This is a genomic window from Solibacillus faecavium (genome assembly GCF_014836905.1).
GTDB classification, from domain to species: Bacteria; Bacillota; Bacilli; order Bacillales_A; family Planococcaceae; genus Solibacillus; species Solibacillus faecavium.
The window spans coordinates 211851-226291 of sequence record NZ_JACSPZ010000004.1 but is presented as its reverse complement, the minus strand read 5'-3'; the positions used below and the strand labels follow the sequence as shown (position 1 = coordinate 226291).

Below are 14441 nucleotides of genomic sequence, written 5' to 3'. Positions count from 1 at the left end.
AAAAAATAGCGAATGGGACATAACTTAAAAATGCCATTCTCCTTGAGAGAAATGGCGTTTTTTTGCTGGCATAAAAAATTGATTTCCATTCCGGGACGCTTTCCGCGGGCACGGCCTGAGCCTGTAGTCTCAGGCGTCGGTGCTCCTGCGGTTACTCGTCGCAAAATAAATTTTGCTGTTCCCGCTGGAGTTGCCCTCCATTCCAAACAATTTTTAAAGTATCCGTTTTTAATAAGGGTCTTTTCCTTATCTAATGAAATTTCTACTGCAGTCCCGGCCCCTATTTTCACTTTGTTACATTTCAAGCTGGGCATCAAAGTAGTTGAGTAAACCTTGATAAATTCCAAGTGTTGCTTGTTCCCGGTAGTAATCTGTAGTGATTGCACGTTCTTCGGATGGATTACTTAAATAGCCCAGCTCCAATAAAATGGCATTTTGACGGTTTTCACGCAGCACTAAGTAATCACCAAATCGTGCTCCACGATCTTTTAGATCAACTTTGGATGCGAGGCCTGCATGTACATATTCGGCAAGCTCCTGCTGATAGCTATTCGTATAATAGGTTGTAAAACCATTAACTGAACTATCTTCAATTGCATCATAGTGAATGCTGATAAATGCATCGGCATTTGTCTGGTGTGACACAGCGACACGTTTTCGCAAGTCGACAAACACATCCGACTCACGTGTCATTACAACATTTGCACCAGCAGCCTGAAGCTTAGACCTGAGCAATTCTGTTGTCATAATGTTAATATCTTTTTCATCTGTTCCACGAGCACCTGTAGTTCCGCGATCATTTCCGCCGTGCCCAGCATCCAGTACTATTGTTACGCCTTTTAAAGTCCCTTTTTTCCGATCTTCCGATTGATTTTCATGGTTTTGATAAGTTTGACCTGTTGCGTTGTTGTTCTCAGTTACAACCCAGTTTGCAACGTAGGCTGTTCGTTCTTCATTTAATGCGATTTTATACCAATCGCCTTCGTTGTCTATAATCGGATATGTATTACCAGCATCTGCACGAGTCACAACATTTGAAGAAGTTGATGCAGATTCACGTAAATTTGTCCCGTTATAAATTACAGTGACAAAGTTATTTGTTTGTTCTTTTTTAGAAGATTGTTCAGATTTCAGCTGTTTTGTAAATGTTCCATAAAAGCTATAAATCCAACCTTTAGCGCCTTTTTTATATTCAATTTCAACCCAGTTATGATCCCGGCTAATTACTTTGAATTGCTGACCATTTGTTGCCACCCCAAGTTTTTTTGCAGTTAGATCAGGCTTTTTTCGGATATTTACGGCATTTACATTGATGGTAAATGTATTTGGATCAAATTGCTGAGGCGTTACATTCGACTCTTCATTGTTATTTGAAGGAGTAGAGGGTGTTTCTAGTATTGTTTCTTCTTTAATCGTCACATATTTTTCAAATACCCAACCAACCAGTTCTCCATTTTGAATTTGAATCCAATCTTGTTCTTGATGTAAAAACTTACTTTCTGTCCCCGAAGAAAGCTTTGTTAGTACCGGAGAAGATAATGATGGACCTGCTCGAAGGTTTAAATCATTTACTTGAGCAATAACAGTTTTTTCGGATTTGGCAGCAGATCTACTGTCGGCCGATTTGACTAGCCACGCAGCAACCCACCCTTCCATCTCACCATATTTGACATGTTGCCAATCGCCTTCTTTCTTTATCGACAGCAGCTCTGTTCCTTCTTTTAATGTTTCAAGCACAGGATAGGAAAGACCAGGACCTTCACGCAAATATAATTTTTCTGCTTTTACAAATAATTGCTCGCCATTTGCCGCCACTTGGCTAGTGGAAAAATTATACGGAAAAATGCTTGTAAATAGTAATAAAAGTGATAGACCTATTAATATTTTTCTTTTATTCATAGCTTCCTCCTTTTAGTGGGATTTGTAATTTTACAATACTTTCACATATATTCTCTATTATAAAAGGAAATATGACAAAAAATATAGCGTTTTATTGAAAATGGTTGACAACTTGTCATGACATCATTAAGATTAGTGTTAATTTAACAAAAGTAACATTGCCAATGACCAAAAAAGTAGCGGTTGCCAATGCTGAAAAGAGAGGGAAAGACATAGGCTGTAATCTTTCCTACAGTAAGTAACATGTGAACAACAGTTGAGAGGCGTTTCCTCGAAAAAATTTTTTCTAGTAGGGGAAGACGGAATCGGCCGTTATCCGAATACGAGAGGATGTAGCAATACATCAATTAGGGTGGAACCGCGGAAGAGTATACAAGCTTTCGTCCCTTGCATTTTTGCAAGGGGCGGGAGCTTTTTTTATTTTCTCTTTGTTCAGCTCGCGAACAGTTTGGTCAACTATGAAAGGAGTGCTTTTAATGAATTTTAAAGTACCTAAAGGGACACAGGATATTTTACCGGGTCAATCAGAAAAATGGCAGTATGTAGAGCGTGTCATTCGAGATTTATGTGATAAATATCGTTATAACGAAATTCGTACACCGATGTTTGAAGCGACAGAATTATTTCAACGCGGTGTAGGCGATACAACAGATATCGTACAAAAGGAAATGTACACGTTTACGGACAAAGGGGATCGCTCGTTAACATTACGCCCAGAAGGAACAGCTTCGGCGGTACGTGCATATGTCGAGCACAAAATGTTTGGGCAAGTAGATCAGCCGGTCAAGCTTTACTATACAGGTCCAATGTTCCGTTATGAACGTCAACAAGCAGGGCGCTATCGCCAGTTCGTACAGTTTGGTGTTGAAGCAATCGGCTCTGCTGATCCTGCAATAGATGCAGAGGTAATGGCACTAGCGATGGATGTGTATACAACACTTGGTTTGAAAGATTTAAAATTAGTTATTAATTCATTAGGTGATAAAGATACACGTGATGCACACCGAAGTGCATTAATCGCGCATTTCACACCGGTTATTGGAGAGCTTTGCAGCGATTGTCAAAGCCGTCTAGAGAAAAATCCTTTACGCATTTTAGATTGTAAAGTAGATGCGAAACACCCGGCAATGGCTACTGCACCGTCTTTAACAAATTATTTAACAGATTCATCAGCTGAGTACTTTACAAAAGTAAAACAATATTTAGATGTATTGGGTATTTCGTATGAAGTGGATCCAAACTTAGTTCGTGGTCTTGATTATTACAACCATACTGCATTTGAAATTATGATTACAGGTGAAGGTTTTGGATCAATTACGACACTATGCGGTGGTGGTCGTTATAACGGTTTAGTTGAAGATATCGGTGGTCCGGAATCACCTGGTATCGGATTTGCACTTTCAATTGAACGTTTATTATTAGCGTTAGAAGCAAAGAATATTGAACTTCCCACGGAAAATGATTTGGAAATGTATGTAGTGGCGATGGGGGAAGAAGCAAAGCTAAAAGCAGTTGAGCTTGTAAGTTCATTCCGTGCAAAAGGCATTTCAGCAGATATGGATTATTTAGATCGTAAAATGAAGGCACAAATGAAAGCAGCGGACCGTGCCAAAGCAAAATTTGTCATTGTGCTAGGTGAGACGGAAATAGAAGAGCAAGTAGTAAATGTAAAAACAATGGCAACTGGTGATCAAACAAAAGTTGAATTTGGTCAGCTAGTACAATACGTTTTAGAAAACAAATAGGTGGAGGAATAACAATGGCGCAAAGAACACATGCATGTGGCTTAGTAACAGCTGCAGAAGCAGGGCAAGAAGTTGTTTTAAAAGGATGGGTACAAAAACGACGTGATTTAGGCGGATTAATTTTCGTGGATATGCGTGACCGTGAAGGCATCGTACAAGTAGTTTTCGGTGATCAGGCAAAGGGTGCATTAGAAATAGCGGAAAAAATCCGTAATGAATATGTAATCGAAGTAAAAGGGAAAGTTGTTTTACGTGATGCTTCCCAAGTAAATAAAAATATGCAAACAGGCGAAATTGAAGTGGTAGCTTCTGAGTTAACAATTATAAATGAAGCAAAAAACCCTCCTTTCGCCATTGATAATAATGTAGAGGTGTCGGAGGAGTTACGTTTAAAATACCGTTATTTAGATTTACGTCGTCCAGTAATGTATGACACATTCAAAATGCGTTCAGATGTAACACGTACGATTCGTAACTTCCTACAAAATGAAGGGTTCCTAGAAGTGGAGACACCAATCTTAACAAAATCAACTCCGGAAGGTGCACGTGACTATTTAGTGCCATCTCGTGTACATGATGGTGAATTTTATGCGTTACCTCAATCACCGCAGTTATTTAAACAACTCCTCATGGTAGGTGGTTTTGAAAAGTACTTCCAAATTGCTCGCTGCTTCCGTGATGAAGATTTACGTGCAGACCGTCAACCAGAGTTTACACAAGTTGACATCGAAACTTCATTCTTATCGATGGATGAAATTATCGAAATGAACGAACGTCTGTTAACTCAAGTTATGAAAGACGTGAAGGGAATTGATGTTGTAACTCCATTCGCGCGTATGAGCTATAAAGAGGCAATGGATCGTTTCGGTTCAGATAAACCAGACGTACGTTTTGGATTAGAATTAAAACAGCTTTCTGACATTGTAAAAGATTCTGCATTCGGTGTATTTGCAAATGCTGTAACAAATGGCGGAGAAGTTAAAGCGATTAATGTAAAAGGTGCAGCTGCTAATTACTCTCGTAAAGACATTGATGCATTAGGCGAATTTGCAGGTCGTTATGGAGCAAAAGGTTTAGCTTGGTTAAAAGTAACGGAAGAAGGCTTAAATGGTCCGATTGCGAAGTTCTTTGAAGGCGAAGCGGCAAACGGCATTATCTCTGCAACAGAAGCAGAAGCTGGCGACTTATTATTATTCGTTGCAGACAAATCTTCTGTAGTAGCAGATGCACTTGGTGCGCTACGTTTAAAACTAGGTAAAGAATTAGGATTAATCGATGAGTCGAAATTCGAATTCTTATGGATAGTTGATTGGCCATTATTCGAATACGATGAGGCGGAAGGTCGCTATTATGCAGCACACCATCCATTCACACGTCCATTCGATGAAGACTTGGAGTTAATGAATACAAACCCTAAAGAAGTTCGTGCACAAGCATACGATATCGTATTAAATGGTTATGAGCTTGGTGGTGGTTCATTACGTATTTATGAGCCGGATTTACAAGCGAAAATGTTTGAACTACTAGGCTTCTCTGAAGAAGAGGCACGCGCTCAATTTGGTTTCCTACTGGAAGCGTTTGATTACGGTGTTCCTCCACATGGTGGATTAGCAATGGGACTTGACCGATTAGTAATGCTGCTTGCAGGCCGTACTAACTTACGTGATACAATTGCGTTCCCTAAAACAGCAACGGCAAGCTGTTTATTAACAGAGGCTCCATCACAAGTTTCAGATGCACAGCTTGAAGAGTTAAGTCTTCGTGTAGCTTTAAAAAAATAAAAATAGAACTCGGCAGTTTGAAAAGAAATTTCAAATTGCCGGGTTTTTCTAAATATTTCAATTAACATAGTACATTTTTAATATTTTACTTTAAAAATTGATATTTTAATTGAATTATCAGAAATTTGGTGTTAATATTTGTTTAACACGAATCCTAAAGTGTTCGTCGCTAAATTTGTTACTTAACACTTTTGACCGAACATTAAATCGTTGGGAGCTACTTATTACCGTAGCCGCAAACATGCCCCATTGGAGCGGGACGTTTAAAGCTACGACTAGTGCACCCCCTTGCTATTCATGCGGGATCAAAACGATGTTTTTTAGCAAGACGGCACATTTGGGATTCGTATTTAATTTATCTACTCTTCGACTAATAAGTTGGAAGGGTATTTTTTTTGTTAAAAAGTTCTCGATCCTATTTAAAAAGAAAGTAAATTAAATCAGCCTTAACACTAGTACACTTTTAATATGTCGCTTGCATATAAGAATTGTTGTCGTTATAATGCCTAGTAGAATGATAAAGATTGAGGGGTAAAATTAGATGTTACATCAATTTTCACGAAATGAGCTAGCTATTGGTACAGAAGGTTTACAAAAATTAAAAAATACAACAGTCGCAATTTTAGGAGTAGGAGGGGTGGGTTCTTTTGCAGCTGAAGCATGTGCACGCAGTGGAATCGGCCGAATAATTTTAGTCGACAAAGATAATGTCGATATAACAAATGTAAACCGTCAATTAGTTGCGTATTTATCAACAGTAGGGAAGTCCAAATCGGCTGTTATGAAAGAACGCATTGCAGATATTAACCCGGAATGCGAAGTTATTGATATGCATATGTTCTATACGGAAGAAACGTATGAAGAGTTTTTTGCACAGGGGATTGATTATGTTATTGATGCATCGGACACTGTCATGTACAAAATTCATATTATGAAAGAATGTCTAAAACGTGATATTCCAATTATCTCGAGCATGGGTGCAGCTAATAAGATGGACCCAACACGTTTCAAAATTGCTGATATTTCGAATACGCATACAGACCCGCTTGCAAAAGTAATTCGTACTAAGCTCCGTAAAGAGGGGATCAAAAAGGGCATAACTGTAGTATTTTCAGATGAATCACCAATTGTTGTGCGTCCGGATGTCGCGCAATATGTGGGTAAGCCTGAAGCAGAGATTCGTAAAGCAAAATTACCACCTTCTTCAAATGCATTCGTACCTTCTGTTGCTGGATTAATTTCAGCCAGCTGGGTGATTAATACCATTTTGAAAGATGTGGAAATTAACCGCGTTCAAGGGTAATATAAGGAAAAGGCAGTGTGGAAGTCAATTTGACTTTTCAACACTGCCTTTTTCGTCCTTATTGAATTATTTTTAATGCTTGTTGATAAGTTTCTTCAATATTTTTTGTTACATCAGTCTGGTCTTTAGTAATTTTCTCTAAGACGTTGCATAGTTGATCGATGGAGCTAGTACTTTGCTCGATTATTGTCGCAAATTCGTTTGTCGCAACTTGTACCGACTCCCCATTTTTTTCGATCGATTTTACGCTCGTTGAAAACTGGGTTAAATTCAATTGTAAATTGTTCATAGCTTTAAATAAATTTGTAAAAGTATTATTCGAGCTTTCAATCATTTGCACTTGTGTTTCGACATGGTTTAAACCATGTGTTAATCGATCAAGTGCAAGTTTATTATAAGAATTGACCTGTGCTAAATTTTCATCAATCTTTAATACAGTATCATCTGTCAAGCTTGCCAATTTACGAATTTCTTGGGCAACTACCGCAAACCCTTTTCCATGTTCCCCTGCACGTGCAGCTTCGATGGAGGCATTTAATGCTAATAAGTTTGTTTGTTCCGTAATTTTATGAATTGAATAAGCGAACTGATTCGTTTCATTAATTTTATCTGATAAAGACATAAATGTTGTATTGAGTTCATTGAAAAATGCAGTAAACTGATCAATTTCCTGCTTGAGCTTTGTCATGGAATTAACTCCCTCTACTGCACTCACACTTCCATCTTCTGCTTCAGTAACAATCTTGTTGAGCTCGGAAACGATGGAATGTAGCTCTCTATGCGTTAACTCCGTACTTTCAACAATAGATTGAACGTGATCGGATTGTTTATGTGCCCCGATGCTCACTTCTTTTAGTGATGCTAACATTTGTTGATGTGCAGCACTCGATTGATTAGTGCTGTCAGTTATAAGCTCAAGTTTTGATGTGATACCTTGAACGGAAGATTCCAGACGCTGATGCAGTTGTTCTTCGTGAACAGCGCGCTCGTTTGCCTGAGTCATATAGTTTTCAATATTATTGAACATTTTTTTGTTTTGTCGCACCTGTAGAAGAATAGCGACAAACATTAAAGTTTGAACTACGAAAACATTTGCTGGATCAACGGCAAAACCTTCAGTATCCATTGTGAAATTAAATACCAAACCAAGAGTAGAGGCAATATATCCCGCGCACAGAACTTTAATCCGATTGTGGACACTACTTAAAATTAGTACAAAAATACTTAAAATAATTGTGGCTAATGTTACTTTATTGGTAATGATTGTACCATACACAGTCAAGACTGATGCGATGATAACGACATATGGAAAATAAGGATGCAATGCAACTACTTTTCTTTGAATAAAGTAACATAATAGTGTAATAGTCAAAGGGATAATTAACGATAGAGCGACTCCAATGGGACGATCGATAAAAAGTTGTGCCACACCGCCTAAGAAAGCAGCCATCCCATAGACAATCATTAAAATAGTATTTTTTTCATGTAAATCTTTTGCATTTAATTGATGAATCATAAAATCACCTTTCCATAAAATGTCGTTATTTTGTAACAAATTACATGCTTTGATATAATATATACAGTATTTTCCTCACAATGTCACGTCTTTTTGAATCGTTATTCATTAATACTTTTTGGATATTATTATTGTGATAAAATAATAAGGAGATAGGTGAAAGGGGGCTAACACAATGCCAATTCAGCAATTGGAGTACCGCGGGCTTAATCTATACGATGTGGTGGGAACAGTGGAGGTTGCGATTGACGCCGATTTGAAGCAGATTCATATTTATGATACGCAACATATTGTAGAACCCGAGTATGATTTCTTATCGAAAAGTTACATATTAAGTGAAGGGTTTTGGAAGATGGCAAAAATCATAAGAGAAAAACAACTTTTTCTTGAAAATGATGAAAGTAACTTGAATTTGTGGATTACACCTTTTAAATGGGTTTTTTATAGTTCAAATCAAACAATTAAAGTATTTGAAGAAGGAAAGATGAAAATACAACCTATATCATCATGTGCAGAAGATATGCTATTGTATGAAAAGTACTTTTCCCGTTTGAAGAATGAATCTTTGGGTGGCAAATGACATAATATTCTATTAAAGGGGTTAATTATGGCAAAATTATGGCAGGATTTGCGCTAATTCTTCGTTTTTGCCGTATAATACCTTTTTTTTGTTATAGTTAAGGTACGTATTGATTATAATGCATGGGGATGCAAGGAGGACATTAGAATGACAATCGAAATGAAGAATGAATTGTTAAACTTACCGAGTTTACAATTAAAAATGGATAATATCGTTTTTGATAATATTGATACAAAGCCAAACTGGTCTAAGGCATATGAGCAGCTTGACGAGTTATTACAGAAGGTAGCTTTCAATTTTAATAATTATATTGAAAAAAATAATGGAGAAATGCCACCATCAACTACTTATTGGACATTATATATGGACATTACTTCAAAACTTCTCTATTTTACTGGTTTAGCTCATTCGAATTTAATCGCAGAGGATGATGTGGACGCACGCGCACATGTTATTGAGCTTTATCATATTAGCGCAGGCTGTATTCCAAATGCACTTTTAGAAAATAACGAAGAATTGATTTCCGAAATTAAAAAGAGTATCCAACAATTAAATGGTCAACAAAAAGTAGATTTGCAAGTTGCTGAAAATTTAGAAAACTGCATGGAGAAATTCTATACTTTTACAAAGACCTACCAATAAAACAACAGAGCCATTTTCACCTAAACTGAAAATGGCTCTTTTTAAATTAACTTTTCGTATTGTTGTGAAATGATTTTAATTTTTCATAAATGGCAGCCATTCTTTTTTCTTCCCCTGCAATGACAGGGTGATAAAATTCTGTTCCGACTAGTTCATCCGGCAAGTATTGCTGTTGAACCCAGCCGCCAAATGTACCAATCGGGGAGTCGTGCGGGTATTTGTATCCGACATGACCGAGGGTAGCCGCACCCGCGTAATGTGCATCCTTAAGATGGTTTGGTATGGCGCCTGTTTTGCCATCATGGATTGTAGCGATTGCTTTATCAAGCGCTTTATATGCTGAATTTGATTTGTCGGAAAGGCACATTTCCACTACAGCTGTTGCTAGTGGGATACGGGCTTCAGGTAAACCGAGCTTCACCGCTGCCTCTGTGGCAGCCTGGACATGTGCACCAACGCTTGGATTTGCTAGGCCGATATCTTCATATGCCATGACGAGAAGTCGTCGGCACACTGCAATTAAATCTCCACTTTCTAATAAATGGGCCAAATAGTATAATGCTGCATTTGGATCACTGCCTCGCACTGACTTTTGAAGGGCTGATAATAAATTATAGAAATTTGAGCCACCTTTATCACCAAAAACTCCAATGCGTTTAGCGAGCGCCTCTATCGCATTATCATTTAAGCTTGTTACGCCATCAACTTCATCTGATGCATAATATACAGATTCAAGCAATGTTAAAGCTTTTCTCGCATCACCGTTGGAAGCATTCGCAATATTCTCGATTTGTGTATTTGTTGCTTCTATTTTTTCATTCCCTAACCCACGTTCTTTATCTTCAAGTGCCATGTATAGTAACTGTTTCACGTCTTCAATTGTAAGCCGTTCCAACTGTAAAATTTCTCCGCATCTTGAGCGTATGGCAGGGTTGACATCATGAAATGGATTTTCAGTAGTTGCACCAATAAGGACAATCGAGCCGTTTTCAACATGTGGCAACAATGTATCCTGCTGTAATTTGTTGAAGCGGTGAATTTCGTCCAAAAACAAAATGACCTTTCCGCTCATTCGTGCATCCATTACAACTTGTTCAATATCTTTTTTTCCAGCATGAGTTGCATTTAAAGCAAAAAAAGGGAGCTTTGTACTACCAGCAATGGCATTTGCGATAGAAGTTTTTCCTACTCCTGGAGGACCATAAAGCAGCATAGACGGAATATGGTCTTTTTCAATCATTTTAAAAAGTGGAGTATGTGGACCAATAATATTTTGTTGTCCGACAATTTCCCGAATGGTGCGAGGTCTCATTTTATAGGCGAGCGGTTCGTTCTGCACAATTGTTCGCTCCTTTACTTTTTTATAGAACTTAAACTTTATATCATTTATAATAAAGTATTTCCGAGTGGTTTAAAAGGAGTTATGGTATAATAGACGTTATAAATGGACTAGAAAATAGAGGTGTGACAATGAAAATTTCAACAAAAGGTCGTTACGGTTTAACAATAATGATAGAACTTGCTAAACAATATGGAGGAGGACCGATTCCATTGCGCCAAATTGCAGCAGACAAAGAGTTATCTGAAGCATACTTGGAGCAGTTAGTATCACCACTCCGTAATGCAGGACTTGTAAAAAGTGTTCGTGGCGCTTACGGCGGTTATATGCTGGCACATAAGCCAAACGAAATTTCAGCTGCAGATGTTATTCGTGTATTGGAAGGTCCGATCCAACCGGTCGAAGGAATTGAAAATGAAGAGGCTCCCCAACGTGAATTATGGATGCGCATCCGGGATGCTGTAAAAAATGTATTGGACACAACTACAATTGAAGATTTAGCGAAATATACAAATAATGAAGTAACTGATGGCTATATGTTTTACATTTAGTGTTATTTAAAGGAGTTAGTTAGTTTGAAAAATACAATTTACCTCGATCATGCAGCCACATCACCAGTAGCACCGGAAGTTATTGATGTGATGGCCCGTGCAATGGCGGAGGAAAGTGGAAATGCATCAAGTATTCATGCAGTAGGACGACGGGCGCGTAAAGCATTGGATGAGGCAAGAACAAGCTTGGCTCAAAAAATCAATGCGAAATCGTCTGAAATAATTTTTACAAGTGGCGGTACAGAAGCTGATAATATGGCCATTTTTGGTACTGCATATGCCCGCCAAGATGAAGGTAAGCATATTATTACAACTCAAATAGAGCACCATGCAGTTTTACATGCATGTGAAAAGCTTGAAAAAGAAGGCTTTACCGTGACTTATTTACCTGTCGATCGCACAGGTCGTGTAAGTGCAGATCAAGTAAAGGCTGCTTTGCGTGAAGATACGATATTGGTAACAATTATGTATGGCAACAATGAAGTTGGTACAATTCAGCCAATCGCTGAAATTGGAGAAGTTTTAAAAAATCATATAGCAACATTCCATACTGATGCCGTCCAAGCGTTTGGATTAGAGAAAATCGATGTTGAAGCACTTCATATTGATTTATTAAGCGTTTCTGCACATAAAATGAACGGTCCAAAAGGCATCGGTTTTTTATATGCAAAAACAGGTGTGAAAATTTCGAGTATACTGTATGGTGGCTCCCAAGAGAAGAAGCGTCGTGCAGGAACTGAAAATGTACCTGCTGTTGTTGCGTTTGCAAAAGCAGCGGATATAGTGGAAGAAGAGCTTCAGCAACGCAAAGAAAAATATAATGGTTTTAAAAATATTTTAATTGAACAGTTCAGGGAGGCAAATATCGATTTCCATATAAATGGTCATCAAACAGACGTGTTGGCACATGTGTTTAACGTGACATTCCCAGGGACAGATGTAGAGTCATTTTTAATTAACCTGGATATGGCTGGAGTACTTGTATCGAGTGGTTCGGCATGTACAGCAGGTTCGATTGATCCTTCGCATGTACTAGTAGCAATGTTTGGGCAAGATGCGCCTGAGCTTCGTAGTTCCATTCGTTTCAGTTTTGGGTTAGGATTAACAGATGAGTTAGTGCGAGAAGCAGGGAAGCGTACTGCTGAAATTGTGAAACGACTAACTTCGTAAATATATAAGGAAGACTTCGCGCCTTTTACGCGATTTGTCTAAGAAAAGGTGAATAGTAAATGGTAGAAACAAGAGATCCATCTCAAATCAGAGTTGTAGTCGGTATGAGTGGTGGAGTAGATTCATCAGTTGCCGCTTATTTATTAAAGCAGCAAGGCTATGATGTAATCGGTATTTTTATGAAAAACTGGGATGATACAGATGAATTTGGTGTATGTACTGCAACAGAAGATTATGATGATGTAATCGCAGTATGCAACCAAATCGGCATTCCATATTATGCTGTCAATTTTGAAAAACAATATTGGGACAAAGTATTTACGTACTTCCTGGAAGAATATAAAGCAGGTCGTACACCAAATCCGGATGTTATGTGTAATAAAGAAATTAAATTTAAAGCCTTCCTGGAACATGCACTGGCACTTGGCGCGGATTATTTAGCGACAGGCCACTATGCACGTGTAGCACATGACGAAAACGGTGTGAAAATGCTTCGAGGCATTGATAATAATAAAGATCAAACGTATTTCCTGAATCAGTTAACTTCAGAACAACTGGAAAAGGTTATGTTCCCAATCGGACATTTACCGAAGCCTGAAGTTCGTAAAATTGCGGAAGAAGCAGGTTTAGCTACAGCGAAGAAAAAAGATTCAACAGGTATCTGTTTCATCGGTGAACGTAATTTTAAAGAATTTTTAAGCCAATATCTTCCTGCACAGCCAGGCAATATGGAAACATTTGATGGTGAAGTAAAAGGTACGCACGATGGTTTAATGTACTATACATTAGGTCAACGTCACGGCCTTGGAATCGGCGGAGACGGCGAACCTTGGTTTGTTGTAGGTAAAGATTTAACACGCAATGTATTATATGTTGGCCAAGGCTTCCATCATGATGCACTGTATTCCGATGCATTGACTGCTGTAAAAATGAGTTTTACAGGTGAAGCGAAAACAGGTACGTTTAACTGCACGGCTAAATTCCGCTATCGTCAGGAAGACTCACCGGTAACTGTAACGATGCGTGAAGACGGTACAGCTTATATTGAATTTGCCGAGCCTGTTCGAGCGATCACACCAGGACAAGCTGTTGTTCTGTTTGATGGTGAAGAGTGCCTAGGTGGCGGTACAATCGATGGCGTGTTTAAAAATAGCGAAAAGTTAACATATGTAGGGTAATTTACGGTAGACGTTCATAATAATTGAGCGTCTATACTTTTGTTTTGAGGTGGAATAATGGATATAAACTATAATGAAATTGGAATTAAAGCATTCCAGGAGAAGCGCTATGAAGAAGCTGCACAAGCTTTTACCGAAGCAATTGAATCAAATCCAAATGATGCAATTGGTTATGTGAATTTTGGTACACTCCTTGCAGCTATGGGAGATATCGAAAGATCAGAACGATTTTTCCAAAAAGCGATAACAGTTGATGAAAAAGCGGCCACGGCATATTATGGCTTAGCAAATCTATATTATGAAGCAGAGCGTTATACGGAAGCTGCAAAACTGTATCAAAAGTCGATTGATTTTGGTATTGAAGGAGCAGATGCGTATTATATGTTGGCGAAATGTTTTGAGCGTGAACAGCAATTTAAGTTGGCATTGCCTTTCATGCAGCGTGCAGCAGAGCTTGCCCCAAATGATCTGCAAATTCGTTTATCATATGGTATTTTACTATGTTCCTTAGAAATGTTTGACTTTGCAAAACCTGAACTGGAGTATGTAATTGAAGAAGATTGGAATAATGCCGATGCACACTATAATTTGGGTGTATTATATGCAGTTTCAACAACAGATACAGACAAAGCAAAATATCATTTAAAACAAGCTTATACATTACAGCCTGAATTCGATCAAGCAAAATATTTATATGATATGATTTGCCAACGTTCAAATTAAAATTTTTAATTTTA

General features: G+C 38.1%; 13 protein-coding genes, 1 other RNA gene and 1 other annotated feature. Of the genes, 11 read left to right on the top strand and 3 right to left on the bottom strand.

Annotated elements, in window-relative coordinates; genetic code table 11:
- Positions 1–12 precede the first annotated feature (12 nt).
- Positions 13–330, top strand: a complete 318-nt coding sequence (locus H9635_RS19255; RefSeq protein WP_225231248.1) for a hypothetical protein — start codon at positions 13–15, stop codon at positions 328–330.
- Here H9635_RS19255 and H9635_RS10490 read toward each other — a convergent pair.
- Positions 295–1899, bottom strand: coding sequence for an N-acetylmuramoyl-L-alanine amidase (locus H9635_RS10490; protein WP_191700237.1), 1605 nt, complete (start codon positions 1897–1899; stop codon positions 295–297). The two genes, H9635_RS19255 and H9635_RS10490, sit on opposite strands and share 36 nt — an antisense overlap.
- Positions 1900–2054: 155 nt before the next feature.
- Positions 2055–2290, top strand: a binding site (T-box leader).
- Positions 2291–2375: 85 nt separating this feature from the next.
- Between H9635_RS10490 and hisS the strand changes: the two genes are divergently transcribed.
- The 4 genes from hisS to H9635_RS10475 all read left to right on the top strand — a co-directional run bounded on the left by hisS (position 2376) and on the right by H9635_RS10475 (position 6728).
- Positions 2376–3644, top strand: coding sequence for a histidine--tRNA ligase (hisS, locus tag H9635_RS10485; protein ID WP_191700236.1), 1269 nt, complete (start codon positions 2376–2378; stop codon positions 3642–3644).
- Between the two features lie 14 nt (positions 3645–3658).
- Positions 3659–5425 carry an aspartate--tRNA ligase gene (gene aspS / locus H9635_RS10480; RefSeq protein ID WP_191700235.1) on the top strand — a complete coding sequence of 589 codons (1767 nt, stop codon included), beginning with the start codon at positions 3659–3661 and terminating at the stop codon, positions 5423–5425.
- Between the two features lie 148 nt (positions 5426–5573).
- Positions 5574–5773, top strand: a non-coding RNA gene (gene ssrS, locus H9635_RS19485) — 6S RNA.
- 193 nt (positions 5774–5966) lie between these two features.
- Positions 5967–6728, top strand: a complete 762-nt coding sequence (locus H9635_RS10475) for a tRNA threonylcarbamoyladenosine dehydratase (protein WP_191700234.1) — start codon at positions 5967–5969, stop codon at positions 6726–6728.
- Between the two features lie 58 nt (positions 6729–6786).
- Here the strand turns inward: H9635_RS10475 and H9635_RS10470 are convergent, their stop codons facing one another.
- Positions 6787–8244: a methyl-accepting chemotaxis protein gene (locus H9635_RS10470; protein ID WP_191700233.1), complete on the bottom strand. Its 1458-nt coding sequence runs from the start codon at positions 8242–8244 to the stop codon at positions 6787–6789.
- A 175-nt stretch (positions 8245–8419) separates the two neighbouring features.
- Between H9635_RS10470 and H9635_RS10465 the strand changes: the two genes are divergently transcribed.
- Positions 8420–8824: an aminopeptidase gene (locus H9635_RS10465; RefSeq protein ID WP_191700232.1), complete on the top strand. Its 405-nt coding sequence runs from the start codon at positions 8420–8422 to the stop codon at positions 8822–8824.
- Between the two features lie 147 nt (positions 8825–8971).
- Positions 8972–9466: a GTPase gene (locus tag H9635_RS10460; protein WP_191700231.1), complete on the top strand. Its 495-nt coding sequence runs from the start codon at positions 8972–8974 to the stop codon at positions 9464–9466.
- Between the two features lie 46 nt (positions 9467–9512).
- Here the strand turns inward: H9635_RS10460 and H9635_RS10455 are convergent, their stop codons facing one another.
- Complete coding sequence (locus tag H9635_RS10455) at positions 9513–10805, bottom strand: replication-associated recombination protein A (protein WP_191700230.1); 1293 nt, start codon at positions 10803–10805, stop codon at positions 9513–9515.
- A gap of 131 nt (positions 10806–10936) precedes the next feature.
- Here H9635_RS10455 and cymR point away from each other — a divergent pair, with 131 nt between their 5' ends.
- The 4 genes from cymR to H9635_RS10435 all read left to right on the top strand — a co-directional run bounded on the left by cymR (position 10937) and on the right by H9635_RS10435 (position 14427).
- Positions 10937–11356, top strand: coding sequence for a cysteine metabolism transcriptional regulator CymR (cymR, locus tag H9635_RS10450; protein WP_191700229.1), 420 nt, complete (start codon positions 10937–10939; stop codon positions 11354–11356).
- Positions 11357–11380: 24 nt separating this feature from the next.
- Positions 11381–12526: a cysteine desulfurase family protein gene (locus H9635_RS10445; RefSeq protein ID WP_191700228.1), complete on the top strand. Its 1146-nt coding sequence runs from the start codon at positions 11381–11383 to the stop codon at positions 12524–12526.
- A 59-nt stretch (positions 12527–12585) separates the two neighbouring features.
- Complete coding sequence (mnmA, locus tag H9635_RS10440; protein ID WP_191700227.1) at positions 12586–13704, top strand: tRNA 2-thiouridine(34) synthase MnmA; 1119 nt, start codon at positions 12586–12588, stop codon at positions 13702–13704.
- 63 nt (positions 13705–13767) lie between these two features.
- On the top strand, positions 13768–14427 hold the full coding sequence (locus H9635_RS10435; protein WP_191700454.1) for a tetratricopeptide repeat protein: 660 nt from the start codon (positions 13768–13770) through the stop codon (positions 14425–14427).
- Positions 14428–14441 lie beyond the last annotated feature (14 nt).

Coding starts and splice junctions, on each gene's coding strand:
- H9635_RS19255 (WP_225231248.1), top strand. CDS start 13: ATGGGACATAACTTAAAAATGCCATTCTCCTTGAGAGAAATGGCGTTT.
- H9635_RS10490 (WP_191700237.1), bottom strand. CDS start 1,899: ATGAATAAAAGAAAAATATTAATAGGTCTATCACTTTTATTACTATTT.
- hisS (WP_191700236.1), top strand. CDS start 2,376: ATGAATTTTAAAGTACCTAAAGGGACACAGGATATTTTACCGGGTCAA.
- aspS (WP_191700235.1), top strand. CDS start 3,659: ATGGCGCAAAGAACACATGCATGTGGCTTAGTAACAGCTGCAGAAGCA.
- H9635_RS10475 (WP_191700234.1), top strand. CDS start 5,967: ATGTTACATCAATTTTCACGAAATGAGCTAGCTATTGGTACAGAAGGT.
- H9635_RS10470 (WP_191700233.1), bottom strand. CDS start 8,244: ATGATTCATCAATTAAATGCAAAAGATTTACATGAAAAAAATACTATT.
- H9635_RS10465 (WP_191700232.1), top strand. CDS start 8,420: ATGCCAATTCAGCAATTGGAGTACCGCGGGCTTAATCTATACGATGTG.
- H9635_RS10460 (WP_191700231.1), top strand. CDS start 8,972: ATGACAATCGAAATGAAGAATGAATTGTTAAACTTACCGAGTTTACAA.
- cymR (WP_191700229.1), top strand. CDS start 10,937: ATGAAAATTTCAACAAAAGGTCGTTACGGTTTAACAATAATGATAGAA.
- mnmA (WP_191700227.1), top strand. CDS start 12,586: ATGGTAGAAACAAGAGATCCATCTCAAATCAGAGTTGTAGTCGGTATG.